Origin of the sequence: Niveispirillum sp. (assembly GCF_017996735.1) — a bacterium.
GTDB lineage: Bacteria > Pseudomonadota > Alphaproteobacteria > Azospirillales > Azospirillaceae > Niveispirillum.
The window spans coordinates 1-26,743 of sequence record NZ_JAGOGJ010000090.1 but is presented as its reverse complement, the minus strand read 5'-3'; the positions used below and the strand labels follow the sequence as shown (position 1 = coordinate 26,743).

20 protein-coding genes are annotated in these 26,743 nt (G+C 66.8%); 15 read left to right on the top strand and 5 right to left on the bottom strand.

Annotation, left to right across the window (positions count from 1 at the left end):
• From KBA48_RS22805 to KBA48_RS22795, 3 genes are all read left to right on the top strand, one after another.
• On the top strand, nucleotides 1-393 hold a 393-nt coding region (locus tag KBA48_RS22805), incomplete at its 5' end, for a 2Fe-2S iron-sulfur cluster-binding protein (protein ID WP_292910696.1).
• An 11-nt stretch (nucleotides 394-404) separates the two neighbouring features.
• Entirely contained in the window at nucleotides 405-752 is a 348-nt protein-coding gene (locus KBA48_RS22800; protein ID WP_292910694.1) for a RidA family protein, read from the top strand.
• Nucleotides 749-1,174, top strand: coding sequence for a hypothetical protein (locus tag KBA48_RS22795; RefSeq protein WP_292910692.1), 426 nt, complete (start codon nucleotides 749-751; stop codon nucleotides 1,172-1,174). The genes KBA48_RS22800 and KBA48_RS22795 overlap by 4 nt, the downstream gene beginning before the upstream one ends.
• A 219-nt stretch (nucleotides 1,175-1,393) precedes the next feature.
• Here the strand turns inward: KBA48_RS22795 and KBA48_RS22790 are convergent, their stop codons facing one another.
• Nucleotides 1,394-2,374: a GntR family transcriptional regulator gene (locus KBA48_RS22790; protein WP_292910690.1), complete on the bottom strand. Its 981-nt coding sequence runs from the start codon at nucleotides 2,372-2,374 to the stop codon at nucleotides 1,394-1,396.
• Nucleotides 2,375-2,629: 255 nt separating this feature from the next.
• Between KBA48_RS22790 and KBA48_RS22785 the strand changes: the two genes are divergently transcribed.
• From KBA48_RS22785 to KBA48_RS22765, 5 genes are all read left to right on the top strand, one after another.
• Nucleotides 2,630-4,210, top strand: coding sequence for an ABC transporter substrate-binding protein (locus KBA48_RS22785; RefSeq protein ID WP_292910688.1), 1,581 nt, complete (start codon nucleotides 2,630-2,632; stop codon nucleotides 4,208-4,210).
• Entirely contained in the window at nucleotides 4,207-5,151 is a 945-nt protein-coding gene (locus KBA48_RS22780) for an ABC transporter permease (RefSeq protein ID WP_292910686.1), read from the top strand. Before KBA48_RS22785 ends, KBA48_RS22780 begins: the two co-directional genes overlap by 4 nt.
• Nucleotides 5,148-5,960 carry an ABC transporter permease gene (locus tag KBA48_RS22775; RefSeq protein WP_292910684.1) on the top strand — a complete coding sequence of 271 codons (813 nt, stop codon included), beginning with the start codon at nucleotides 5,148-5,150 and terminating at the stop codon, nucleotides 5,958-5,960. The genes KBA48_RS22780 and KBA48_RS22775 overlap by 4 nt, the downstream gene beginning before the upstream one ends.
• Nucleotides 5,957-7,573: an ABC transporter ATP-binding protein gene (locus KBA48_RS22770; protein ID WP_292910682.1), complete on the top strand. Its 1,617-nt coding sequence runs from the start codon at nucleotides 5,957-5,959 to the stop codon at nucleotides 7,571-7,573. The genes KBA48_RS22775 and KBA48_RS22770 overlap by 4 nt, the downstream gene beginning before the upstream one ends.
• A 283-nt stretch (nucleotides 7,574-7,856) precedes the next feature.
• Entirely contained in the window at nucleotides 7,857-10,055 is a 2,199-nt protein-coding gene (locus tag KBA48_RS22765) for a TonB-dependent siderophore receptor (RefSeq protein WP_292910680.1), read from the top strand.
• Nucleotides 10,056-10,303: 248 nt separating this feature from the next.
• Here KBA48_RS22765 and KBA48_RS22760 read toward each other — a convergent pair whose 3' ends face one another.
• Nucleotides 10,304-11,755 (bottom strand): serine hydrolase, encoded by a 1,452-nt coding sequence (locus tag KBA48_RS22760; RefSeq protein ID WP_292910678.1) that lies wholly within the window; start codon nucleotides 11,753-11,755, stop codon nucleotides 10,304-10,306.
• A gap of 170 nt (nucleotides 11,756-11,925) precedes the next feature.
• Between KBA48_RS22760 and KBA48_RS22755 the strand changes: the two genes are divergently transcribed.
• The 5 genes from KBA48_RS22755 to KBA48_RS22735 all read left to right on the top strand — a co-directional run bounded on the left by KBA48_RS22755 (nucleotide 11,926) and on the right by KBA48_RS22735 (nucleotide 20,821).
• Entirely contained in the window at nucleotides 11,926-13,584 is a 1,659-nt protein-coding gene (locus KBA48_RS22755) for a tannase/feruloyl esterase family alpha/beta hydrolase (protein ID WP_292910676.1), read from the top strand.
• Between the two features lie 6 nt (nucleotides 13,585-13,590).
• On the top strand, nucleotides 13,591-16,017 hold the full coding sequence (locus tag KBA48_RS22750; RefSeq protein ID WP_292910674.1) for a sulfite reductase flavoprotein subunit alpha: 2,427 nt from the start codon (nucleotides 13,591-13,593) through the stop codon (nucleotides 16,015-16,017).
• A 78-nt stretch (nucleotides 16,018-16,095) separates the two neighbouring features.
• The gene (locus KBA48_RS22745; protein WP_292910672.1) at nucleotides 16,096-16,539 is read left to right on the top strand and encodes a MarR family winged helix-turn-helix transcriptional regulator; all 444 of its coding nucleotides are present in this window, start codon (nucleotides 16,096-16,098) and stop codon (nucleotides 16,537-16,539) included.
• A gap of 89 nt (nucleotides 16,540-16,628) precedes the next feature.
• Nucleotides 16,629-17,735: an efflux RND transporter periplasmic adaptor subunit gene (locus KBA48_RS22740; protein ID WP_292910670.1), complete on the top strand. Its 1,107-nt coding sequence runs from the start codon at nucleotides 16,629-16,631 to the stop codon at nucleotides 17,733-17,735.
• Nucleotides 17,732-20,821 (top strand): efflux RND transporter permease subunit, encoded by a 3,090-nt coding sequence (locus KBA48_RS22735; RefSeq protein ID WP_292910668.1) that lies wholly within the window; start codon nucleotides 17,732-17,734, stop codon nucleotides 20,819-20,821. The genes KBA48_RS22740 and KBA48_RS22735 overlap by 4 nt, the downstream gene beginning before the upstream one ends.
• Nucleotides 20,822-20,865: 44 nt before the next feature.
• Here the strand turns inward: KBA48_RS22735 and KBA48_RS22730 are convergent, their stop codons facing one another.
• From KBA48_RS22730 to KBA48_RS22720, 3 genes are all read right to left on the bottom strand, one after another.
• Complete coding sequence (locus KBA48_RS22730; protein ID WP_292910666.1) at nucleotides 20,866-22,593, bottom strand: solute carrier family 23 protein; 1,728 nt, start codon at nucleotides 22,591-22,593, stop codon at nucleotides 20,866-20,868.
• Between the two features lie 23 nt (nucleotides 22,594-22,616).
• Nucleotides 22,617-23,297, bottom strand: coding sequence for a carbonic anhydrase (locus KBA48_RS22725; protein WP_292910664.1), 681 nt, complete (start codon nucleotides 23,295-23,297; stop codon nucleotides 22,617-22,619).
• Nucleotides 23,298-23,358: 61 nt separating this feature from the next.
• The gene (locus tag KBA48_RS22720; RefSeq protein WP_292910662.1) at nucleotides 23,359-23,658 is read right to left on the bottom strand and encodes a Nif11-like leader peptide family natural product precursor; all 300 of its coding nucleotides are present in this window, start codon (nucleotides 23,656-23,658) and stop codon (nucleotides 23,359-23,361) included.
• A gap of 210 nt (nucleotides 23,659-23,868) precedes the next feature.
• On the opposite strand from KBA48_RS22720, the gene KBA48_RS22715 reads away from it, so the two are divergent.
• Nucleotides 23,869-25,122: an NHLP bacteriocin system secretion protein gene (locus tag KBA48_RS22715; RefSeq protein WP_292910660.1), complete on the top strand. Its 1,254-nt coding sequence runs from the start codon at nucleotides 23,869-23,871 to the stop codon at nucleotides 25,120-25,122.
• Nucleotides 25,119-26,743: cysteine peptidase family C39 domain-containing protein (locus KBA48_RS22710; protein WP_292910658.1), on the top strand; the 1,625-nt coding region annotated here is incomplete at its 3' end. The genes KBA48_RS22715 and KBA48_RS22710, both read left to right, overlap by 4 nt.

The following is a 26,743-nucleotide window of genomic DNA, read 5'->3' as shown; positions in this document are numbered from 1 at the left end:
GTAGCGGGGGAACATGTCTATTGCTGCGGGCCTGCCGGGCTGATCGCCGCCGTGCTGGAGGCGACGAAGGATCGCGATCCGGACACCGTCCATATCGAACAGTTCGGCGGCGCACCGCGCGCGGCCGGCGGACCCGCCTACACGCTGGAACTGGCCCGGTCCGGCGGCACCGTCCAGGTCCCGTCCAACCAGACCATGCTGGAGGCCCTGCGCGGTGCCGGGGTGGAGGTGCCGTCCTCCTGCGAGGCAGGGGTCTGCGCCGTCTGCAAGACCCGCTGGCTGGCAGGCGCCCCTGTGCATCGCGACCTGATCATGAAGCCGGCGGAACGCACCGAATTTCTGATGCCCTGCGTATCCGGCTGTGCCGGCGGGACGCTGGTGCTGGACCTGTGAGGAACATTGCCATGAAGCCGCATTTCTCGCCCGCCGTCGCGGCGGGCCCCCTGCTGTTCCTGTCCGGTGCGCTGGGCTTCGACAAGGATGGCAGCCTGCCGGACGGGATCGAGGCCCAGACCGGCCGGTGCCTGGATAATCTGGCCGCCGTCCTGGCGGCCCGCGGGCTCGGGCCCGGCGATATCGTGAAGACGACCGTCTGGCTAACCGACAAGGCCGACTATCCGGGTTTCAACAGGGCCTATGCCGCCTGGTTCGGCGCCTGGGCTCCCGCCCGCTCCACCACCATCGCTGGCTTGGCCATCGACGGCGCCCTGGTGGAGATCGAGGCCGTCGCCTGCCGGCGGGGGGAAGCATGACCCGTCCCGCCTTCATGAGCCCCGCCTGGCTGGCCCTGGCGCAAGCCGCCCTGCAGACCGCGCTGGACAGGCATCCGGAGCGGGACCGTTTGCATCTGTCCCTGATCGAGCGGTTCGACAATCTGCCGGCCGACGCCCCCCGGCCGGTTGAGGGTGAGCCCTGCCTGCGCCTGGATGTCGCCGATGGCCGCGCCCAGGTCCGCTACGGCACGCAGCCCGGCGAGCGGACGGAAACGGAGATTACCTGCGCCTGGATGGATGCCTGGCGGTCGGCCAGCCTGCATGCCGGCCCGGACCTGACCGACCTGCGCGCCGAACAAATCGCAACGGGCCGGTTGCGTATGACGGGCGACCTTGCCGCCTGGGCCCCGCTGCTGGGACCCGTGCATGAGCATATGGCCGACCATACGCCGCCACCCTGATCGGCTGGCCCAATCCAATCCGCCCCCACCCGGCGCGCCGAAAGGCCGCCGGGTTTTTCATGGCCCCATCACCGTTGACAAGCCGCTTCAAGCTATCCCGAATTTTGTTAGGGCAACACTATGTCCGAAGAACAAGCCTGTCCTCCTCAGTCCTTGAACAGCGAGCGTACTGTGATCCAGAATGAGGGCGACCGGGGGCAGGGGGCTGGCGCGCGCCGTTCAGGCCGCCCTTTCATCCTCTTCCGGGTGCATGACGGTGTGCAAGGCGCTGGCATCCAGATGACGGCGCATCAGCAGGGCCGCATGCTCGTTCTGTCCGGCTTCCAGGGCGTCCATGATGGCCAGATGCTCATCGATGGAGGACAGAACCCGCTCCACGCCATATTCCCACTGATAATTCAGGAAGCGGCGCAGGGCGATCTGTTGCTGCACGGCGCTCAGCATGTAGCGGTTGCCTGAACAGCGGGCCAGTTGCTCGTGGAAATCGGAATTCATTTCATAGAACTCGACCGCCAGCACGTCACGCCAGGGCTTGTCCCGGAACTCCTGATGCTTGGCGCGGGACATGGCAAGCCATTCCCGGTCGAGCGTGAAGGTGGGCAGGGTCAGCAGTGCCGGTTCCATGACATGGCGGAACGCGTAGCTTTCGGCCTGGGCGCGGGCGCTGTCGATGGAGGGCAGGAAGGACCAGCCGTTGCCGGCCTTGCGCTCCACCAGCCGCAGTTCCGCAAGGTGGCGCAGAACGCGCAGCACCTGCGGCAGCTTGGCGTCGAACATGCGCATGATTTCCTGCTGGGTGCAGTCGGCGGCGAGCCGGCCGCTGTTGCGCGCCTGCGCAATGGCGACCGCCAGCCGCTGGTCCTCTTCCTCCTGCGGGGCCGCCGCGTCGGGTTTGGGCGGAGCGGTCACCGTCTGGGCCAGCACGAAGCCGCGATTGGCCCGCGCCTCCACCACGCCCTGTTCGGCCAGCAGCTTCAAGGCGCCCCGAACGGGGGTACGTGAGACGCCGAACTGCCGGCAGAGATCCTGCTCCACCAGATGGTGACCGGGGACGGCGCGCTGTTCGCTGAGCAGGCGCAGAATCCGGGCGGCCAGGTCGGTCTGCAGGCGGCTGGGGCCGGCCGGCGTCGGGGCGTCCGCGACCTTGCGGTCGGCCTTTGCGCCCGTCTTGTTTTCTGTGCTGGTCGTCTGCGCGCTCATGATGCCTCGCTCCACCACTCCCACACCGCTTCCTTACCGTCACATCGGGGGCCGTGTGTACAAGATTTTCTGCTCCGCCGTCACAAGCAGGCATGATGCCTGGGGAAATCACACCATGGCGTCAATTTTGTCTTTTTGAATGCAAAAAAACCGTTTTATAGTACCTGGACAAGCCGGACAGGGGGCGAAAGAGCGATGGCTTTATGCAGGAGCCCCGGCGGGGGCCGATCCGGGTACGGCCTTGGGCGCGGTGCGATGGCCGTCCTGGCCATGGCGCTGTCTGCCCTGGTGACGTATGGGGCCGGGGCGCAGACCGTGCTGCGTGGCCGGTTGAACGCCGATATCCTGTCGCTGGACCCCGGTGTCCGACGCGACGAGAATACGGACGCGGTGGTCCTGCATCTGGTGGAAGGGCTGGTGGCCTTCCGGGAGGATGGGTCCATCGGCCCCTTGCTGGCACAAAGCTGGACCGTATCGGACGATGGCCGCACCTACCGCTTCGCCCTTCGCCCCGGGATCCTGTTCCATAACGGGGCGACGCTGACGGCGGATGACGTCGTCTGGTCGCTTAAACGCTATCTGGCCCCGGCCACGCGCTGGCGCTGCCGGTTTGAATTCGGGGCCGGCGGCATCACGGGCATCGAGGATATCGCCGCTCCCGATCCGGGAACCGTATTGGTCACCCTCAGCCGGGCGACCCCGTTCTTCCTGAAGATCCTGGCGCGCCCCGATTGCGGTGGCGCCGGCATCCTGCACCGGGATTCCTGGGGGGCGGACGGGGCCTTGATCACCCCCATCGGCACCGGCCCGTTCAGGTTGGGCGAATGGCGTCGTAACCAGTTTATCGAGCTTGACCGTTTCGACCGGTATGCGGCCCTGCCGGGGGACCGCGACGGCAATGCCGGCAACCGGCAGGCCCTTGTCGACAAGGTGCGCTTCTTGATCATCCCGGACGGGTCCGCCGCCCGCGCGGCCCTGCTGCGCGGCAATCTGGACGTGCTGGACGCGCTCAGCCCGGCGGAGGTGGCGGGGGTGCAGGGCCAGCCGGGGATACGGGTGGAGATCAACCCCACCATGGATTTCTATGAATTGCTGTTCCAGACCCATGACCCGCTGCTGTCGGACGTGCGGATGCGCCGGGCCATCGCTCTCGCGATCGACACGGCGGGACTGACCAGGGCCGTGACCTGGGGAACGGCCCGCGCCAACGCCTCGCCCGTGCCCGTGGTCAGCCCCTATTACGGTCCGGTGGAGGCGCAGCCGCGTCCCAAGGATGTGGCCGAGGCCCGCCGCCTGACGGCCGAAGCCGGCTACACGGGCCAGCCCATCCGGTTGATCACCAACCGCCGCTATCCGCAGATGTTCGACAGCGCGGTCCTGATCCAGGCCATGGCGGCAGAGGCCGGCATCAATGTGGAGATCGAGACGCTGGACTGGGCCACGCAACTGGATCGCTATGCCAAGGGCGACTATCAGATGATGGCCTTTGCCTTTTCCGCGCGCCTGGACCCGTCCTTGAATTTCGGCTCCATCATCGGGGACAAGGCCAAGGACCCGCGCAAGGTGTGGGATACACCGGCGGCGCGTGACCTGCTGCGCCAGTCCATCGACGAGGCCGAGCCCGCGCAGCGTCAGCAGATCTTCGACGAGTTGCACCGGCAATTCATGGCGGATGTGCCGGCCGTCATCCTGTTCAACACCTCGCGCATCGCCGCCGTTCGCCAGAATGTAACGGGTTACAAGGGATGGCCCGCCGCCCAGCAGCGCCTTTGGGGTGTGGGGCTGGAACCGCCGGACCGCCCCCGCGCCAACGCCGCCAAGGATGGCCCCGCATGATCGCCTATATCGCCAAACGGCTGCTGCTGACCCTTCCCACGCTGATCCTGGTGGCGTTGGTCGTCTTCTTCCTGATCCGGCTGATCCCCGGTGATCCGGCCCTGGTGATGCTGGGCGATGCCGGCGATGCGGCGTCGCTGGCGGCGCTGCGTCAGGATCTGGGCCTGGACCGCAGCCTGCCGGTGCAGTTCCTGGTCTGGCTGGGCTATGCGTTGCGCGGCGACCTGGGCCATTCCATCCTGACGGGGGAGCCGGTCGCGGCCGTGATCTGGGACCGGTTCCAACTGACGGCACTGGTGGTGCTGGTGGCCGTGTCGCTGGCCACCCTGATCGCCATGGCGGCGGGTCTGCTGGCGGCCTGGAAGCGCGACAGCGCCCTGGATCTGGCGGTCGTGGGCACGGCCGCCCTGGTGCTGGCCGTGCCCAGCTTCTGGCTGGGGCTGATCCTGCTCCTGGTCTTCGGGCTGAAGCTGGGCTGGCTGCCCGTGGTCGGCTATGTGCCCTTTTCCGAGAGCGCGACCGAGGCGGTTCTGTTCCTGGTGCTGCCGATCCTGACCCTGGTCATCATCGAAAGCGGCGTCCTGACCCGCATGATGCGGTCCAGCGCCATCGACGTGCTGAATCTGGAATATGTCACCCATGCCAGGGCCAAGGGCGTGCCGGAGCGGGCGGTGCTGTGGCGCCATGTCCTGCCCAACGCCTTTGCGCCGACCCTGACGCTGATCGGTCTGATCCTGGGGCATCTTCTGGGCGGTATCGCCGTTATCGAGACGGTGTTCACCCTGCCGGGCCTGGGCCGGCTGATGGTCGACGCCATTCTGGCCCGCGACTATCCGGTGCTGCAGGGCTGCCTGCTGTTCACCGCCGTCATCTATATGGCCGTCAATCTGGCCGTCGATCTCTGCTATCCCTTCTTTGACCCGCGGGTGACCGCCCAATGATCAACATCCGTTTGAATGCGGCCCTGGGCGGCGCCCTGACGGGCCTGCTGCTGCTGGTCGTGGCGCTGGGCTTCGTCTGGATGCCCTATGACCCGATCGCCATCGATCTGGCGCATCCGCTGGACCCGCCCTCATCCGCGCATTGGTTCGGTACTGACGAGTTCGGCCGCGACGTGCTGAGCCGGGCGATGCTGGGCGCCCGCATCAGCGTGGCCATCGCGCTGGCCGTGGTGGTGGCGGCGGTCGGTGCCGGCGCCTTCATCGGGGCGCTGGCCGGGCTGCTGCGCGGGTGGGTGGACCGGGTCGTCATGGGCCTGAGCGATGCCATCCTGGCCTTTCCCGGCATGTTGCTGGCACTGGCGCTGATCGCCGTGATGGGTGCCAGCCGGGGCAGCATGGTCCTGGCGCTGGCCATCGCCTATCTGCCGTCGGTGGTGCGGGTGGTGCGCGGCGCGGTCCTGTCCATCCGCGAGCGGGAATTTGTGGAGGCGTCGCTGGTGGCGGGCGACAGCCGGCTTTACACGCTGTTCAGTCATATCCTGCCCAACACCTTGCCGCCGCTGGTGGTTCTGGCCACCAGCCTGTTCGGCTGGGTGGTCCTGTCGGAAAGCGCGCTCAGCTTCCTGGGTGTCGGCGTGCCGCCCCCGGCCCCCACCTGGGGCAACATGCTGAGCGCCGCGCGCCCCTATATGGAAAATGGCAGTTGGCTCAGCGTGGTTCCCGGCCTGTGCATCGCGGTCACCCTTTTGGGCATCAACCTGCTGGGCGACGCCCTGCGTGACCGCCTGGACCCGAGGAGGGAAGCATGAGCGCCCTGTTGAGCGTCCGCAACCTGCGCGTCGAGCGTGCCCGTGGCCCGGAAGGACAGCCACCGCTGCTGGCGGACCTGAGCTTCGATGTGGCGCCCGGCGAATTCGTGGCCATCGTGGGCGAGTCCGGCAGCGGCAAGACCATGGCGGCCCGCGCCATCCTGGACCTGCTGGCCCCCGGCGTGCGGCGGGCCGGCGGCAGCATCCTGTTCCAGGGTCGCGATCTGGCCAGCCTCAGCCAGGCGGAGATGCTGGGGGTGCGCGGCGGGCGCATCGGCATGGTGTTCCAGGAGCCGATGGTCTCGCTGAACCCGGCCCTGACCATCGGACGGCAGTTGGCGGAGGGATTGCGCCTGCACCGCCGGCTGCCGGCGGCGGAGATCCGCCGTCTGTGCGTGGCCATGCTGTCCCGCGTCTCTATCGCGGAGCCGGAGAAATGCCTGGACCGGTATCCGCATGAATTTTCCGGCGGCATGCGTCAGCGCATCATGCTGGCCTCTGTCATGCTGCTGAAGCCCGCCCTGTTGATCGCCGACGAGCCGACCACCGCGCTGGACATGCTGAGCCAGCGCGAGGTGTTGGAACTGATGGTCGAACTGGCCCGCGACAATGGCGTTGCCGTGCTGTTGATCACCCATGATCTGGGGCTGGTGGCCCAATATACGGAGAAGGTCATCGTCCTGGAGAAGGGACGGCTGGTAGAGGCGGGACCGACGCGGCAGGTGCTGACGCGGCCGGCCGAGCCCTATACGCGGCTTCTGGTGGCCGCCATTCCGCACAAGGACGCCGATCGCCCACCCCTGGATGACGCGGCACCCGTGGTCTTGGCGGCAAACAAGGTGGCCATCGATTATCCCGGCCGTCCCGGCCTGTTCCGGGCCGGTGCGCCCAAACAGGCGGTGAAGGGCGTGGACCTGACCGTGCGGGCGGGAGAGATCGTAGCGGTGGTCGGGGCCAGCGGATCGGGAAAATCAACGCTGGGCCGTGGCGTGCTGGGCCTGCGGGCGCTGTCGGCGGGGCAGGTGGCCTTCGACGGGCGCGACATCGCCGCCCTGACACCGGTTCAGCGGCAGGCGTTCCGGCGCGATGCGCAACTGGTGTTCCAGGACCCTTTCTCCTCGCTCGACCCGCGCAAGCGCGTGGCCGACATCGTCGCGGCGCCCCTGCGCCATCTGCCCGGCCTGACACGGCAGGAACGGATGTTGCGGGTCGACGCCATCCTGGCAGAGGTGGGGCTGGAGGGATTCGGCGACCGTCTGCCCCATCAGATGTCGGGCGGGCAGCGCCAGCGGGTGGCCATCGCCCGCGCCGTGGTTTCCCGCCCCCGGCTGGTGGTGGCGGACGAGCCGGTATCCGCGCTCGACATGACCATCCAGCGTCAGGTGCTGGGCCTGTTTCAGCGTTTGCAGCGGCAATATGGTTTCGCCTGCCTGTTCATCACCCATGATCTGGCCGTGGTGCAGCAGGTGGCGGACACGGTGCTGGTCATGTCGGACGGCCGGATCGTGGAATCCGGCACGGTGGAGGCCGTCTTTGCCAACCCGACCCATGATTATACCCGGTCCCTACTGGCCGCGACCCCCCGCTTCATGGCGGCGGCCCTGACAGCCTGAAACGGAAGTGGGCCTCAACCAACCCGCCGGACGCGTCTCCGGCGGGCCTGGAAAGGCGCGTCCGGCAGCGCTGTTGCAAATATGTCGCAATCGCGACTTTGCATCGAGAAATCCAAGAAACGTATTTTTCGTGTCAAAAATCCAATGTGTTTTTCTGTGTTCAGCAATACAATGTAGCGGAAAGGCCAAACAAGGGCGCCGGGGAGTTCAGGGGCCCCCGCCAAGCCCGGAATGCAAGCCAAGGCCATAGCAGAAGCGAACAGAGGACAGAGGAGCTCACAAAATGGTTCAGCCCTATTTCAAACTGATGGTGGCCGCTGGCGTGTCCGCCCTGGCCCTGACGGCGCCGACTGTATCGGCCCAGACGACCGCGCCCGCCGCCGGGGATGAGAAGCTGCCGGTGCTGGAAGAGATCATCGTCACCGCCGACCGCAAATACAGCTTCTCTGCCGATCTGGTCCAGGCCGGCAGCTTCCGTGGCGCGCGTCAGTTGGACACGCCGCTGACCATCAATGTTATCCCGCAGGAGGTCTTGCAGTCGCAGCAGGCCCAGGGTCTGATGGATGCCATGCGCAATACGGCCGGCGTCACGTCTTCGCAGACCAGTCCCGTCGTCTACAGCAACCTGGCCATCCGGGGCATCAATGTGGAGAACCGGGGCAATTACCGCCTGAATGGCAGTCTGCCCATCATCAACCTGACCGACCTGCCGCTGGAGGACAAGGACAGGGTGGAGGCGCTGAAGGGTGCGTCGGCGCTCTATTACGGCTTCACCACGCCGTCGGGCGTCATCAACCTGACCATGAAGCGGCCCACGGACCAGACCCTGGTGACCACCAATGTCAATGGCAACAGCCATGGCGCGGCCGGCGGCCATGTCGACCTGAGCGGCACCTATGGCATGTTCGGCGCCCGCGTCAACGCGGTCTATGCCCGTGTGGACAGCGGCATCGACTATACGCGCGGCGACCGTTCGCTGATCTCCGGTGCGTTCGATTTCAAACCCACCGACGATCTGACCATCAGCCTGGATGTGGAGCATATCAACAAGGACGTGGTGGAGCCGGCCATCTTCCGCTTCACCCAGCCCACCTCGACCGCTGCCAACCCTTATCCGTCCATTGCCCTGCCGCCGCTGCTGAAACCCGGCACAAATTTCGGTCCTGACTGGGGCAACAATGATTCCCGCGAAACCAACGTGCTGGGCCATGTGAACTGGCGGATCAACGATGCCTGGGCCGCCACGTTTGATTATGGGACGTCGAAGCTGCGGCGCGAACGGCGCTTCTCCTATCTCATCCCCACCAACATCGCCACCGGTGCCGGCACGTTGAATGTTGGTCTCCAGGCCTCCCGCTTCAAAAACGAAAATATGCGGGGCGAGCTTGCGGGCGCCTTCTTCACCGGGCCGCTGGAGCATGAGCTGCTGATCGGCGCCTCGCGCAACATCCGTGACCAGTTCTCGCCCAGCACCATCAATATCGATTGCCGGGGCGGCATCTCGACGCGGGCGACCCCCGCCACCTGCGCCCAGAACTTCTTTACCCCGCACAGCATCATCGAAACGCCGATGCCCGCGTCCTTCACGGCCACGACATCCCGCATCGACGATATCGGCTATTATGCGTTCGACCGTATCAAGTATGATGAGTGGTTGAGCCTGCTGGTCGGCGTGCGCCGCTCGGACTACACGGAATCGGTGCGCGGCGGGGCGACGACGTTCGAGGCCGAACCGACCTCCGTCTCCTATGGTGCGGTGGTGAAGCCCGTTTCCTGGGTCAGCCTCTACGGCACCTATATCGAGGGCCTGGAATCCACGCCGGCCGCCCCCTCCACCGTTGCCAATGTCGGCGTCCAGCTTCCGGCCACCACCAGCACCCAGTATGAAGGTGGCGTGAAGGTGGAACCCTATCGGGGCCTGCTGCTGCAGGCAGCCTATTTCGACATCTCCCGGGCGGCGACCTTCGTCAACGGTGCCAACCTTTATGTCCAGGATGGTGAATACCGTTATCGTGGCGTGGAGGCGAGCGTGACGGGCGAGATCACCAGTGAGCTGTCGGTCTATGCCAGCGCCATGTTCCTGAAGGCCCGCGTGGAATCAGGCGCGCCCTCATCCACCGCCGCCAATGGCGCGTTCACCCCCACCATCGTCGGCAAGCGCGTGGAAAATACGCCCAAGACCACCCTGTCGCTGTCGGCCCAGTACAAGCTGGACGAATGGGTGGAGGGGTTGAGCGTCAATGGCGGCGCCTATTATACCGGCAAGCGCGCCATCAATCCGCTGAACCAAGCGTTCATCCCCAGCTATACGCTGTATAATCTGGGTGGCGCCTATCAGTTCGACCTGCAGGAACAGCCGGTCACACTGCGCATCAATGCAGAGAATATCACGAACAAGCGCTATTGGGCTTCCACCGGCGCCCTGCTGCTGGCCCAGGGCGCCCCGCGCACCGTGAAATTCCAGGTGGGCACCACGTTCTGAGGACCCTTGGCACGGGTGGGGGCTCAAGGCACCCACCCATGCTTTTCAGTCAGCACGCTACGAAAACAACGCCCGTTTTCCTGGGGTCCGCGCCATGGGCGCACGGGAGGCAGGCCAAGTTCACGCCGTTTTCCCGTCTGCCTGTCGTCATTCCCGTGAAAACGGGTATGACGCAACTATTTAGCCTTACGTTGAAAAGCAGTGGAGGTCTTGGCGTCTGGACGCATCTCCAAATCGATCCCGCCCGCCTACCACGCGCGACCGCGCAGTTGCGGCCAGGATAGCGGGCCGGAATTGATGTTGACGCGGCGGTCCATGGTGATGGTCGCGTCGCCGAACTGGCAGGTGACGGTGTCACGAAAGGCCGTGTCGCGGAATATCCACTCCAGTTCCAGGGTGTTGGCGGCCACCCAGCGGGCACCGGCGATTACGGCGGCGTCGCCCAGGCGGTAGCCATGGTGCAATTCCTGTCCGGGCATGCCGGTGACGCCCTCCTCCCAATGATCCAGGCCGGCGACCAGATGATGCGTTCCTTCGCCATCGGTCAGACTGAACCGGCATTGGCCGTCGGCGAAGACAAAGCGGAGTTCCGCGACGCCCTTGTCATTCGGCTCCAGGACGAAGACCGTGCCGTTCAGCGCCGCCGGCAGGTCGGATGGGACAGAAACCAGGGCGCGCGGCGCGCACAGATGGCTCAGCCGGTCCGCCAGGGACTGATCGGCCGCCGGCGAGCCGCCGCCGGCCAGGGCGCATGGCAGGTGGCGGTCGATATGCGGCAGCAGCTTGTCGCTGCCGTCGATGGCCCCTGCCACCACCAGCGTCGACCCCTGTTCGGGGAAGACCAGCGCCATCTGTACGAACACACCCAGCGCCGCATAGGAGCCGTCCGGCCGCGTCACCCAGTGATAGCCGTAGCCATCGCCATGGCTGCGTGTGGCCTCCGCCACCCAGCCCTGGGGCAATATCCGCCGTCCGTTCCACACACCGTCCTGTGCGTGCAGGATGCCCAGTTTCAGGATGTCCACGGGCTTGCAGGTCAGGCCGTTGCCGCCGGGATTGATGCCGTCGGGCCCGATGTCCCAGACCTCGCCCTCGATGCCCAGCGGCTGGAACAGGCGCGGCTTCAGATAGTCGTGCAGGGTCTGGCCCGTCGTCCGCGCCAGAATGGCGGCCAGCATATAGCTGGCGGCGCTGGTATAGACATGCACCGTCCCCGGGTCGTGCACGATGGGGATCTTGAAGAATTCCGTGACCCAACTGCCCGGAATGTTCCGCCACAGGGCGCCAGACGTTTCCTGCGCGTGGCCGGTGCGCATGGTCAGCAGATGGTCGACCGTCAGGGCCGCCAGCTTCGCGTCCGGCGGGTTGGGCGCTTCGTCGGGAAAGAAATCCACCACCCGGTCCCGCAGTCCGAACCGGCCTTCCGCGATGGCCAGACCGATGGCGCAGGCGGTCACGCTCTTGGCCACCGAATGCATGACGCGCGGCCGGTCGGACCGATAGGGCCACCAGCTAGCGTCGACCACCAGCCGCCCGCGATGGTGCAGCATCAGCGTGTGCAACTCCAGCCCCGCCGCCGTGGCGTCCTCCACGAACGCCTGGATGGCGGCGGCATCCACCCCCGCGTCGGACGGCCGGGCGCGTGACAGGCCGTCGGCGGGCAGGGGGCGGGATATGTCATGGTCGGGGATGATTGCCATTCCTCACCTGGCTGCTCGCGGGTCCGGTCGCGCCCTTGTGCAGGGGCAGCGACCACCGCTTGGAATTTCTCGTCGTTGAAGAGTCGATACGGTTGACGGCGGCGCGCGTCAATGTAATTTGTATTTATGAACGCAAAAAAACGTCTTTGCGGATGGTTAAGGGGACACCCATGGGCGCTTTGAAACGATCGCTGCTGGCCGGGCTGGTGCTGCTGGCGGGCCTGCCATCGGCGGCGCGGGCGGCACAGGATTGTGCCGGACTGGCCGGCCTCTCTCTTGACGGTGCCCGGATCACGCTGGCCCAGGACATGACGGACGGTGTCTTTCTGGAAGACACGGCGGTGGAGCGGGCCCCCCGCACCTATACCGGCATGCCGGATTTCTGCCGCGTCCGGGGCGTGGCCACGCCGGTGCCGGGATCGGCGGTGGAGTTCGAGGTCTGGCTGCCACACCGTGACTGGACGCGCCGGTTGCACATGGTGGGCAACGGCGCCTACGCCTCCAACCTGCATTACGCCTTGATGCGCGGGCGCCTGCTGCAGGGCGACGTGGCCGTGGCGACCGACACGGGGCACAAGGGATCGGAACTGACCTTCGTCATCGGCAAGCCGGAATCCATTGTCGATTACGCTCATCGCGCCGTGCATGTCTCCGTCGTGGCGGCCAAGGCGGTGACGGCCGCCTATTACGGTGGGCCGGCGGATTATGCGTATTTCAGCGGCTGTTCCACCGGCGGCTATCAGGGCCTCAGCGAGGCGCAGCGCTATCCCGATGATTTCGACGGCATCATCGCCGGGGCGCCCGGCAACAACCGCACCAACCTGAACCTGGCCTTCCTGTGGCAGTTCAAGGTGAACCGCCGGCCGGGCGACGATCGCACGCCCATCCTGCCGCAGGAAAAGCTGCCGATGATCACGCGTGCCGCCGTCAAGGCCTGCGACGGGCTGGACGGCGTGGCCGACGGGGTGATCAACGATCCCGGCCAGTGCGGTTTCGATGTCGGTACATTGCAATGCCGGGCGGCGGACGGGCCGGACTGCCTGACGGCCGAACAGGTGCGGGCGGTCCGCCTGATGTATCAGGGCCCGGTTGATGCCCGCACGGGCAAGCCGCTATATCCCGGATACCCGGTCGGCAGTGAAGGCATTATGGCCAAGGCCGACGACAAGCATCCGGGATGGAGCGCCTATTGGGCCAATCCGAAAAAGCCGGACGAGCCGCTGCGCCTGGATTTTTTCCGGTATTGGGTGTTCAACGACCCGGACTGGAACTGGAAGGCGTTCAACTGGGGCAGTGACATCGACGCCATCAACGACCGCATCGCCGCCACTTTCAACGCCACCAACCCCGACCTGGACCGGTTCCGCGCGGGCGGGGGCAAGATGATCATGTTCATGGGCTGGCAGGATCCCGTGGGGGCGGCCGGAGAGGCCGTCAATTATTACGAGGACGTGGCCGCGCGTTCCACCGCTGCGGACCGGCATCAGGACACACAATCCTTCCTGCGGCTCTACATGGTGCCCGGCATGGCCCATTGCGCCGGCGGCCCCGGTGCCACCGCCTTTTCCACCGCCACCCGCGACAGCGAACCGCCGGTCATCGATGCCCGCCATGACATGGCCAAGGCGTTGCAGGAATGGGTGGAGAAGGGCAAGGCCCCGGAGGATCTGATTGCCACCCGCTTCGAAGGAGAGGTCGAGGGGGAGAAGGCGAAGCGCCGCATAGCCTTTCAACGACCGCTCTGCGTCTATCCCAAGATCATCCGCTATCAGGGCGGCCCCACGGAGAAGGCGGAAAGCTTTGCCTGTGTGGCACCTGAGCCCAAGTGAGCGGCCGTGATCAGGAATGCGCTTTACCAGCTTCACCGGCTGGCCGGCATCAGCCTGGGTCTGGTCCTGGCTGTCATGGGCGCCACCGGTGCGCTGGTGGCGCTGGATGATGACGTGACCGCCTGGCTGGACGCGGGCGCCGGGCCGGCGCGCGTAATGCAGGTGCCGCCGGACGATCGGCCGCCCCTGTCGCCCGACGCCCTGCTGGCCGCCTTCCGCGCCCAGATGCCCGACGCCCGGCCCAGCCTGCTGACGCTGAGCGGTCATCCCGGCGGGTCCGCCCGCATCGCCTTTCAGGTGGGGCCAGCGGCGTCGTACCGGGGCTTGCCGGCGGACAAGCGCTATCTCGACCCCTATACCGGCCGGATTCTGGGGCAGGCGCGTGGGGAGCGTTTCTTTGCCGGGCTGTTGCTGCTGCATCGGGTGCTGCTGCTGCCGGGCGGGTCGGAGGGGTGGGGGCGGCAGATCACCGGGGCGGCGTCGCTGGCCTTGCTGTTCTTCATCCTTTCCGGTCTGTATCTGCGTTGGCCACGCCGACCGGGGGGCTGGGGCGTCTGGCTGAAGCCCGACCTGCACCTGCGGGGCCGTGGGCTTTATCGCAGCCTGCATGTCACCCTTGGCGTCTGGATGATCCCCGTCTATCTGGTCAGCGCCCTGACCGGGGCGGCCTTCGCCTATGAGGGGTGGAACCGGGCGGCGACCTGGATGCTGACAGGCACCCTGCCGCCGGCAAAGGCGGAAAGGTCGAAATCCCCGGCGGCAGGTCCCGGAGAACAGGTTCCGCCGCCGCTGGATGCCGCCTGGGCCGGCCTGCGGGCGGCGATGACGGATGGGGCCGACCGTATCCTGATCACCCTGCCGGCCCCGGGGGACGATCAGGTGCGCATGCGCTACCTGGACCGCGATTTTCCCCATGACCGCGCCTTCAATGAGGTGCTGCTGGATGCACGCACGGGCGTCGTGCGCCGGCTGATCCGCTTCGACAGCCTGCCGCCGGGCCGGCAAATGGTGTCTGCCCTGGTGGCCGTGCATCGGGGGACGATGTTTGGTGGGGTGGGCAAGGTCCTGTTCCTGCTCTCTGCCGCCTGCCTGCCGCTGTTCGCCGTCACCGGCTGGCTGATGTATCTGGGGCGATGGCGCAGCCGGGCGGATGCGCGCCGGCATGCGGCCCAGGTCCGCACGGCGGACGCCGACGGCGCCATCCTGGTCGCCCATGCCAGCCAGACCGGTACGGCGGAGCAATGGGCCTGGCGTGCGGCTGCCAGCCTTCAGCAAGGGGGGCGGCCGGTGCGGGTTGTGCCGCTGGCCGGCGTGACGGCGGCTGATCTGGTGGCTGCGGGGCAAATGCTGGTGGTGGCAAGCACCTATGGCGCGGGGGAGCCGCCGGATGCCGCCCGCACCTTCGCCCGCCGGATGATGGCCCAGCCGCTGTCCCTGCCGGGTCTGCGCTATGGCGTGTTGGCGCTGGGCGACAGCGGCCATGCGGATTTCTGCGCCTTCGGCCATGCCGTGGATCGCTGGTTGTCGGACAGCGGCGCCACGCCGTCTTTTCCGATGGTGCGGATGGATGGCCGCGCCGATGCGCAGGCGCAGGCCGTCTGGAACGGTCATCTGGCTTCATTGGGCGGGGCGGCGGGCGCAGAGCCGGAACCGCTTGCCCATCAGCCCTGGCGCCTGACGCGTCGCACATTGTTAAACCCCGGTGGTCCGGGCGGGGAGATCTGGCATGTCGTGCTGGAGCCGCCACTGGGTGTTGTTGCGGAATGGAGCCCCGGCGACATCGCCGAGATCGTGCCGGAACCACCGCCGGGCCAGCCGCTGCGGGGCCAGCCCACCCGTGACTTCTCCATCGCGTCGCTGGCCGATGGCGGGCGGCTGGAACTGCTGGTGCGCAGGAAGGTCCTGCCCGATGGTGGCCTGGGGCTGGGGTCAGGCTGGCTGACGCGATATGCGCCGCCGGGCGGCATTGTTCGGCTGCGGGTACGGACCAACCACGGTTTCCACCCGCCCGCCACCCCGGTGCCGATGATCCTGATCGGGGCCGGCACGGGGCTGGCGGGCCTGCGTGCGCACCTGCTGCACCGGGCCGCACACGGCGTTGCGGGGGCCTGGCTGCTGTTCGGTGAACGCAGCAGCCGCACCGACCGCCTGCTTGCCGATGAGATACGGGACTGGATGGAGCGCCGCGTGCTGAGCCGCTGCGACCTCAACTTTTCCCGCGACTCTGTGGAGGGTGCGCCACGCTATGTGCAGGACCGGCTGGTGGAAATGGCCGTGGATGTCCGTCGCTGGGTGGAAGGCGGTGCCGTCCTCTATGTCTGCGGTGGGCAGGCCATGGGCGCCGCCGTGCATCAGGCGCTGACAGGCATCCTGGGACTGGACAGCGTGGATGTCCTGGCCGCTGAAGGGCGATACCGCCGTGACGTCTATTGACGGGACCGATAAGGGCCGGCTGAACTGTCGGTGCCCAGGCATCTTGACAAATAGATGCATATGCACCAATTAGCGGACATGAGCGATGAACCGACCCTTGACCCTGACCTATCAAACCTGATTGCCCGGACCTGCCTGTGCCAGCATGTGCAGCGGGCGGGCCGCAAGATCGGGCGCCGCTTCGACGACGCGGTGCGGCCCTTGGGCATCAATAACTGGCAGTTCACCATCCTGATGGCGCTGAGCCGCCTGTTGGAGCCTACCATGGGGGAACTGGCGGATGCGCTGGGCATGGACCGCACGACCCTGACCAAGAACCTGAAGCCGCTGGCCCGTGACGGGCTGCTGTCCATTGCCGCCGACCCGGCCGATGCACGTATCCGCCATGTCGGCCTGACCCCGGCTGGTCAAGCCCTGCTGGCGCAGGCCGCGGAGCGATGGAAGCTGGCGCAAGGGTCCTTCACTGACCGTTTGAGCCAGGGTGATCTGGCCGATCTTTTATCCTTGCTGAACAAACTCTGACCCGCAGGCCTGCGGCTCTGTGGGTCTGCTTTGGTCTGCAATAGGTGCATATGCATGTTTTACCTCACGCCAACCCAGGATGTCCGACCATGAGATCGAAGCGTCTATATCTGCTTCTTCTGCCGCTGGCGGCGGCCGGGGTTGCGGTGCCCTTATTGCTGCGTTCCGGCGATGGGGCTGCCGCCTTGCCGGACCCGCGCAGCATCCCGCCCCTTGTGGCGGTGGCCCAGGCCCGGCCTGTGACGGTGGGGATGCGCGCCTATACGGGCAGTGTCGGGGCCAGGGTGCAGAGCGGCCTGGGCTTCCGGGTCGGTGGCAAGATCGTTGAACGGCTGGTCGATCCCGGTCAGCGGGTCCTGAAGGGCCAGCCCCTGATGCGCATCGATGTCAACGATCTGGACCTGGCGCTTGCCGCGCGGCGCAATGATGCCACCGCCGCCCGCGCCGTGGCGGTGCAGGCCCGCGCCGATGAACGTCGCTATGCCGATCTGGCGGCCAAGGGCTGGGTGACGCGGCAGCGCTATGAACAGGCAAGTGCGGCGCTGGAGGCGGCCGAGGCACGGCTGGCCGCAGCGGAGGCCGATGCCCGGACAGCGGCGAACAGCACGCAATATGCCCTGCTGCGTGCCGATGCCGACGGCACCATCGTGGCCACGGATGGGGAGCCGGGGCAGGTGGTCGCGGCCGGTCAGAATGTGGTGACCCTGGCCCATGCCGGCCCGCGCGAAGCTGTCGTGTCGCTGCCCGAAGGGGTGCGGCCGGAACCGGGTGCCACCGCCCAGGCCGTGTTGCACGGGCGCGGGGACCGGCGCTGGAATGCGACGCTGCGCCAGCTTTCCGATGCCGCCGACGGCCCCACCCGCACCTTCGAGGCGCGCTACGTGCTGGAGGGCGATGCGGCGATGGCCCCGCTGGGTACCACCGTGACCCTGTGGCTGGCCGAGGATGGCGCGGCCGGCCTGGCGGAGGTGCCAGTAGGCGCGCTGCTGGATGATGGCGGCCGCGCGGGTGTCTGGCTGGTCAGTGAGGATGGCAAGGGTGTCACCTTTCAGCCCGTCAGGGTCGAACGGCTGAGCGGGGAGAGCGCCGTCGTTGCCGGTTTGGCGACCGGCCAGCCCCTCGTGGCGCTGGGCGCCCATCTTCTGCATGAGGGGGCGATGATCCGCACCCAGATCGCCAAGGCAGGCACGCCATGAGCTTCAATCTGTCCGCCCTGGCCGTACGCGAACGGGCCGTAACGCTGTTCTTCATCCTGCTGATCGCCGCCGTCGGCGCCTTCGCCTTCCTGAAACTGGGACGGGCCGAGGATCCGGCCTTTACCGTCAAGGCCATGACAGTCACCGCCGCCTGGCCCGGCGCCACTGCGCAGCAGATGCAGGATCTGGTGGCCGAACCGCTGGAAAAGCGGTTGCAGGAACTGCGCTATTACGACCGGGTGGAAACGATGGTGCGGCCGGGTCTGGCCTTCATCACCCTGACCCTGAAGGACAGCACCCCGCCCGTTGCCGTGCCGGAGCAGTTCTATCAGGCCCGCAAGAAGCTGGGGGATGAGGCGCGGCGCCTGCCTGCCGGTGTGCTGGGACCGTTCGCCAATGATGAATATTCCGACGTCTCCTTCGCACTCTATGCCCTGAAGGCCAAGGATTTGCCGCCCCGCGCCCTGACCCGTCATGCCGAAGACATCCGCCAGCGCCTGCTGCATGTGCCGGGCGTGAAGAAGATCAACATCCTGGGCGAACAGCCCGAGCGCATCTTCGTGGAGTTCTCCTATGCCCGTCTGGTCACGCTGGGCGTGTCGGCGCAGGATATCTTCACCGCGCTCCAGCGACAGAACGCCGTCACCCCTGCCGGGTCCATCGATACGGACGGGCCGCAGGTGCTGATCCGGCTGGACGGTGCCTATGACGGCGTGGCCCGCATCGCCGACACGCCCGTTACGGCCGGTGGCCGCACCCTGAAACTGTCCGACATTGCCCAGGTGAAACGGGGATATGAAGACCCGGCCGGCTTCCTGATCCGCCATCAGGGCCAACCTGCCCTGGTCTTGTCGGTGGTGATGCAGGATGGCTGGAACGGGCTGGATCTGGGCCGGGCACTGGAAGCGGAACGGGTGTCGGTTGCGGCTGGTCTGCCGCTGGGCGTGAGTTTGGAGAAGGTGACGGACCAGGCCGTCAATATCAGCGACAGCATCAACGAATTCATGCTGAAGTTCGTCATGGCGCTGGCTGTGGTGCTGCTGGTCAGCCTGATCAGCCTGGGCTGGCGCGTTGGCATCGTGGTGGCGGCGGCCGTGCCGCTGACGCTTGCCGTCGTCTTCCTGATCATGCTGGAAACCGGGCGCTTCTTTGACCGTATCACGCTGGGTGCCTTGATCCTGTCGCTGGGCCTGCTGGTCGATGACGCCATCATTGCCATCGAGGTCATGGTGGTGAAGATGGAGGAGGGGATGGACCGCATCGCGGCCGCCGCCTACGCCTGGAGCCACACGGCGGCTCCCATGCTGTCGGGCACGCTGGTGACGGTGGCGGGCTTCCTGCCGGTCGGCTTCGCGCCGTCGGGGGCTGGCGAATATGCCGGCAACATCTTCTGGATCGTGGGCTTCGCGCTGATCGCTTCCTGGTTCGTGGCGGTGGCCTTCACCCCCTATCTGGGTGTGAAGCTGCTGCCGGTGATCAAGCCTGTACCGGGCGGGCACGCCGCCATCTATGACACGCCGTTCTATCGCCGCCTGCGTGGCATCATCACCTTCGCCGTCCGGCGCAAGTTCCTGGTTTCCGGCGTGGTGGCGGTGGCCTTCGTGGTGGCGGTCATCGGTATGGGCGGGGTGAAGCAGCAATTCTTCCCCACCTCCGACCGGCCGGAGGTGCTGGTGGAACTGCGCCTGCCGGAGGGGACAAGCATCGAGACGACCGCCGCCGCCGCCGCCAAGGTGGAGGCATGGCTGGCCAAACAGCCGGAGGCGGAGATCGTGACGGCCTATATCGGCCAGGGTGCGCCGCGCTTTTTCCTGGCCATGGCGCCGGAACTGCCCGACCCGGCCTTCGCCAAGATCGTGGTGCTGACGCCGGATGCCACGGGCCGCGAGGCGCTGAAACACCGGCTGCGCGAGGCGGCGGCGGCGGGGCTGGCGCCGGAGGCCCATCTGCGTGTCACGCAACTGGTCTTCGGGCCCTATACGCCATTCCCCGTGGAATTCCGCGTGCAGGGGCCGGACCCGGCGGAACTGCGCCGCATCGCCGACGTGGCCCTGGCTGTGATGCGCACCGTGCCCGATGTGCGCCAGGCAAACCGCGACTGGGGCAACCGTGTGCCCACCCTGCGCTACAATCTGGACCAGGACCGGCTGCGGCTGATCGGCCTGTCGCCGGCCGAGGCCGCTCAGCAATTGCAGTTCCTGCTGACCGGCATAACGGTGACGCAGATGCGCGAGGATATCCGCACTGTCGACATCGTCGCGCGCAGTGCCGGTGGGGAACGGCTGGACCCGGCATCGCTGAACGCCTTCTCGCTGACCAGCCGCGACGGACACCTGATCCCGCTGCCGCAGATCGGGCAGGCCGGGGTGCGCATGGAGGACCCGATCCTGAAGCGTCGCGACCGTGTTCCCACCATCACCATCCGCGCCGACATCCGTGAAGGTGCGCAGCCGCCGGAAGTGTCCAAGCAGGTGATGGCGGCGCTCCAGCCGCTGATGGAGAACCTGCCGGCGGGATATCGCATCGTCCTGGGCGGGGCGATCGAGGAGGCGGGCAAGGCCAATGCGGCATTGGCCACGATCTTCCCGGTGATGATTGCCCTGATGCTGGTCTTCGTCATGCTGCAGGTCCGCTCCTTCTCCGCCCTGGCCATGGTGGTGGCGACAGCCCCGCTGGGTCTGGTGGGGGTGGTGCCGGTGTTGCTGGCCTTCGGGCAGCCCTTCGGCTTCAACGCCATTCTGGGGTTGATCGGGCTGGCCGGCATCCTGATGCGCAACACATTGATCCTGTTCGATCAGATCAAGGAGAACAAGGCGGCCGGGCTGGACGATTACCATGCGGTGATAGAGGCAACGGTACAGCGTGCGCGGCCCGTCATCCTGACCGCGCTGGCCGCCGTGCTGGCCTTCATTCCGCTGACCCATTCGGTATTCTGGGGATCGCTGGCCTATACCCTGATCGGGGGCACGGCGGTGGGTACGGTGCTGATCCTGCTGTTCCTGCCATCCCTCTACGCCTTGTGGTTCCGGGTCCGGCCGGCAGCGGCAGGTGGGCCGCACGATGGCGGGCACGTTCAACCATCCTGACCCCCGTAAAGGTCAGCGTTGCATCTGAAAAAAGAACCCGGGTGTCAGCCGGCGAAGCGCAGGCGCAGTTCCGCCATGGCGCCCTGCCGACGGGATTGCGCCTGCAGGGCCAGCTTGCGGATCAGGAAGCCGGCCATGCGGTTGCCAGCCTCCGGGTCCTCCAGCATTTCGTCCGCCGTCGGCGGGCTGGGCTCCAGCGGCACCAACTGCCCCTGGTAGCGGAAGATGATGGTCAGGAAATAATCATCATATTCTGTCGCCAGTTCCAGTTCGGGCCGCGCCGGATCGATCAGATCGGCATCGCGCAGCAGTTCGATGGCCTGCCAGCTCGCATGTTCGGCGCGGCGGACGGCGGTGACACGCGCGCCCCAGGCACGGCCCTGCGCCTCGATGAAATCGGCGATGCCTTCTGCGGTGATGTTGACGGCGCTGAACCGCGCCGTCTTGTGCCACTGCTCGCCCAGGCGGAACAGGGTGGCCAGCAGCACGCAGGTCAGCATGCCTGCGGAAACGCTGGAGAAGGCCAGATAATGCAGATTGGACCAGATATTGACCAGCGCCTCCAGCAGCGGCAGGCCGGTCAGGCCGACCAGCAGACCGGTACCCACCGCAATGATCCGCCGGTTATCCAGCAGGCGTGAGGTGATCAGGCGAATGCCATTGATGCTGGCGGTACAGGACAGGAACAGCAGCAACGCACCTGCCACCGGATTGGGTATCACCAGCCAGATCATGATCAGCTTGGGGATGAAGGCGAACAGCGCCAGCAGCCCCGCCGTCCAATAGGCCAGATGGCGGCTGGTGCAACCCGTCGACGCGGCCAGACTGGCGCCGCCGCCGCTGGCCAGCAGCGGCAGCCCGTTCAGCAGGGCGGCCACCAGATGCATCACGCCTTCCGCCCGCACGCCATGGCCCAGCGACCGCAGGTCGGGGCGCACCCAATCCGCATCATTGGCGCGCTGCATCAAGGCCTGTGTGCCGATGGAACTGAGCGCCAGCAGGAAACCGGTGATGATATAGGGCAACAGGGCGCCGGCGTCGAAAGCCCAGCCGAACACCGGAAGGTCGGGCAGGCGTAGATAGGGCGCTTCCAACATCGGTGCCATGCTGGTGCTGGTCAGCAGTCCCAGGAACCAGGACAGCAGCACCCCGCCCACCAGTCCCAGCAGCATGGTGAACAGCCGCAACTGCCCGCTGCCCCAGACATGGCAGGCGGCCATGATGGCAAAACAGCCGGCCGCTGCCGCCAGTCCCAGACCGGATGGCCGCATGGTTCCATGTTCGAACTGGGGCAGGTCGAAGATCAGGGCCAGTCCCATCTGGCCCAGGCCGATGCCGATCAGCGCCACGGCCAGCCCCGCCACCTCTACCGTGATGATGGAGCGCAAACGCACGATCACAAAGCTGAAAGCCAGTTGCGACAGCCCGATAACGGCGATCATGCCATAGGCGGCAGGCAGGCCGCCCGGCCTGCTGGCGGCCAGGGCCAGTGTCGCCAGCACGGTGGTCGTGGCCTGGACCGGGTAGTAATAGCCCGACCCGATGCCAAACCGGCCCCAGGCCTGCAACAGCACGCCCGCCGCCGAGGTCAGCAGCGTTGCCGATGCCAGGTTCAGGAACGCTTCCGGTGGCAGGTGCGCCATATGGCTGTACAGGCTTGGTACCAGCAGCAGCACGGACAGGAACGCCACCTGCTGCAGCGCCAGCAGCAGGGCGACGCGCGGCGGCAGCCGGTCGTTCAGCCAATAGACGATATTGTCCGGTTTGCGCATGGGGTTGGCTGACCGTGGCGCCTCTAAACCACGGGCAACATGGTCATGCGGTCCGGCTCCGTGATCCAGACATCGCCCGTATCCAGGTCAAACCACCAGCCATGCAGGGTAAGGTTGCCGGCATCGACCCGATCCTTAAGCCAGGGATAGGTCAAGAGATTGTCGATGGAGCCCATGACGGAAGCGCGTTCCACCAGATCGGCATTCTGCTTCAGCAGGTCCAGCGATACCTTGCGCACATTGCCATTCTCGTCACGGACATGGTGGTCGCAGGCTTTCAGGGCCATTCCGACCCAACTGCCGATGAAATCCCGGTCGGGCCAGACGCCGCCGGCGGCATTCAGCAGGGCCTTGATACCACCGCAATGGGCATGGCCCAGGACCACGACGTTGCTGACCTTCAGGTCGCGCACGGCATATTCGATGGCGGCACCCGTGCCATGCATGGCCGCCGCCGGATCATAGGGTGGAACCAGATTGGCGACATTGCGCAGCACGAACAGATCGCCGGGGCTGGCACCGGTCAGCAGTGCCGGATCGACGCGGCTGTCGGAACAGCAGATCATCAGGACGCTGGGGGCCTGGCCATCATCAACCAGCCGCCGCATCAGTTCCGGCTGTTCCTGGTAATGCTGAGACTGGAACCGGCGGATACCGTCCACAAACCGGCTGATATCGCAACCGCACTGCGCTTGTGCTGCCATGAAAATCCCCCCAATCCCCGCATTCGACCCGTGGCCGGGCATGCCGGCCCCGCACGTTAGGTCACTTGGTGAAGATGCAGTAACAGCCCTTGGTGAAGATGCAATAGGGCGAGCCGCCGCCGGCCACATTGTCCAAGGCTGCATCGTCCAGCGGTTCCACCGCCTGGGCAGCGTCGGTGCGGGCCAGGAAGGCTGTTTCGATTTCGGCAGCGGTCAGGGAAACGCCCTTGGCGGCTGCGTGGCGGGCCAGGGCGGCTGCCGCCTCCTTGACATCGCCGGAACCGGCGACGCCGCTCAGGATCTCAGGGTCGTCCGCCAGCAGCTTTTCCAGCGTCGCGATCGTTTGGACCTTGCCAGTCACAACCGTCTCCATTTCATGTTGTTCGGCAGGAACTTGACCGCATCGGCGGAGGGCGTCAATCCTGCCAAGAGCGGCCGAGACGGAAGTTGGTTCTTTCCCGGCGCGTCATACCACTTTCGGGCATGGGCACGATAATCTTGTGGTGGGGCTTTGTGTTCTTGCCCTTGTGCTGTCAGAACAAGGGCGAACGCATCAGGAGTGTCGGTGACGGTGGCGGGCAATCTCACATTCCGTAATGTTGATCCCGAACAGCTTGACCGGATGATCAGGGTTGTCGGGCCGACGGGATGGGCGGTGCTGGCGGTTCTGCTGTCGGTCCTGGCGGGCGGTCTGGTCTGGTCGATCCTGTCCACCGCCACGGTCAAGGTGGTGGGGCGCGGGGTTTTGCAGGCCGATGGCGGGCTGACGCAACTGGTGGCGCCGGATGCCGGCACCGTGGCGGCCCTGCCCGTGGGCGTGGGCCAGCATGTTGCCGCCGGTGATCTGCTGGTGCGGCTTAGCCAGCCCTCCCTGGCGGCGCGGCTGGATACGTTGCGCGGCCGTGTGGCCAGCCTGCGGGCCGAACGCGACCGGCTGGCCGATTTCAGCGACCGCGAACGGGGCGTTCGGGGTGTCGCCGATACGCAGCGGCTGGCCGGCCTGGACACCAGCCTGAAGGCCTTGCTGGCACAGGAGAAGGCTTTGACCGAAAGCCTGGTCAGCCAGCGCACCCTGCAGGAACGCGGTTTTGCCAGCCGCGACCGCGTGCTGGCGCTGGAGGTGGATCTGGCCGATGTCCGGCGCCAGATCGCCACCACGCGCGACAGTTTCCAGGCGCTGGGCGTGGATGCCAATGACCGGCGGGTGCAGTCGGAGCGATCGCTGATGGAGGCCGAAAACAGGATTTCGGCAGCCGTGCAGGAACTGGCGGAGGCGGAAACGGATTATGCCGCGCGGACGGAATTGCGGGCGCCGGCCGCCGGCCGCGTGGTGGAACTGGCGGTGGCGCCCGGCGACCGCGTGGTGGGTGGCGTTGCACTGATGCGCGTGGCCGGGGAGGATGGCGCGGGCCTGTCGGCCCTGATCTATGTCTCTCCGGCAGAGGGCAAGAAAATCCGGCCCGGCATGGATGTGCAGCTTGTGCCCAGCACGGTGCGCATGGAGCGGGAGGGCTTCATCCGGGCCGAAGTGGTTTCGGTGTCGGAAATACCGGCAACGCGCGATGCCATGTTGCGCCGGCTGGCCAATGCCACGCTGGTCGACACGCTGCTGACCGATGGGCCGCCGTTTGAATTGCGGGTGCGTCTGCGTACCGACCCGGCCACGGTCAGCGGCTTTGCCTGGTCGTCGGACCTGGGGGGGACGCGCGTCGTGGAAAGCGGCACCGTGGTGCAGGCGCATGTCGTGGTTGACCGGGTTCGCTTGATCGGCCTGGTCTTTCCGCAGGTCGATACGCTGCTGCATTGGCTGGGCTTCGACGCATGACCGGCCGGGTGCAGACGCCGACCATCTTCCAGATGGATGCGGTGGAATGCGGGGCGGCGTCGCTGGCCATGGTGCTGGCCGGTTATGGACGCTGGGTGCCGCTGCCGGAACTGCGCGAGGCCTGCGGCGTGTCGCGCGACGGCAGCCGCGCGTCGAACATCGTGCGCGCCGCGCGCCGCTACGGGCTGGAAGCCAAGGGTTTCCGCTGTGAGCCGGGCCACCTGTCCGGCTTCGCCATGCCCTGCATCATCTTCATCAACCTCAACCATTTCGTCGTGCTGGAAGGGATGGCGGGCGGACGGGTCTGGCTGAACGATCCCGCCGCCGGCCGCCGCGTTCTCACCCCTGCCGAGTTTGACGGCATCTTCTCCGGCATCGTCCTGACGCTTCAGCCTGGACCGGAGTTCCGGCGGGGCGGGGCGCCGCCGCGCACCTGGCGGGATCTGGCGGCCCTGCTGGATGGGCAGCGCGCCTCCATGCTGCTGGTGCTGCTGGCAGGTGTGGGGCTGATCCTGCCGGGCATCCTGGTGCCGGCCGCGACCCAGATCTTCGTGGATCATTATCTGATCGAAGGACAGGCGCATTGGGTGCCGGCCCTGGTGGCGACGGTGCTGGCGGCCGGGCTGGTGCAGGCGGGGCTGGCCTGCCTGAAGGAACAGGTGCTGCTGCGCCTGCGCGCCCGCATCGCCATTGCGGGCGCGGCGCGGATGGTCTGGCGCATGTTGCGCCTGCCCACCCGTTTCTTCTCCCAACGTCATGCCGGCACCCTGGCCGGCCGGGTCAATCTGGCTCGCGACCTGGGCACCCATGCCGGCGAACAGGTGGCGGAAATCGGCCTGTCGCTGGCGGCGTGCCTGTTCTTCATCCTGGTGATGCTGGCCTACAGCCCGCTGCTGACCCTGGCGACGCTGACCTGCACCGGCGTGACGCTGGGCATCTTCGCCCTGTGTCGAAACCGGCTGGAGGAACGGGGCCGCAAAGCATCGATGACCGCCATCCGCCTCTATGGCCGGACCCTGCAGGGTATCGGCATGATCGAATCGCTAAAGGCTAACGGTACGGACGGGGCCTTCTTCACGCAATGGGCGGGGTATCTGGGAAATCTGGTGCGTGAACGCCAGGCGCTGGGCCGGATACAGGCGTTGCTGGGGGCGCTGCCAGACAGCCTGATGCTGCTGAACCGGGCCGCCGCACTGGTCCTGTCGGCTTGGCTGGTGTCGCGTGGCGACATGAGTGCCGGCATGCTGGCGGCGTTCCAGGCGCTGATTGGCGCCTTCGCGGCGCCGTTGAATACGCTGATGGTCCAGGCCGCCGCCCTGAAGCAGGCTCGCGGTACGCTGGACCAGTTCGAGGATGTGGCGACGGCCCCCCTGGCGTGGGAGTTCACCGGGACGCAGGAGACGGACAGGACCACGGCCAGCGCGACCGGCCGGGTGCGCAAACTGGCGGGATCGGCCAGCATCCGGGGCCTTGCCTTCGGCTATAACCCGCTGGAACCGGCCCTGGTGGAAGGTTTCGACCTGGATCTGGCGCCGGGGGCCCGTGTGGCGCTGGTCGGGGCGTCTGGCAGCGGCAAATCCACCATTGGCCGGCTGGTCTGTGGCCTGTTCGATCCCTGGGC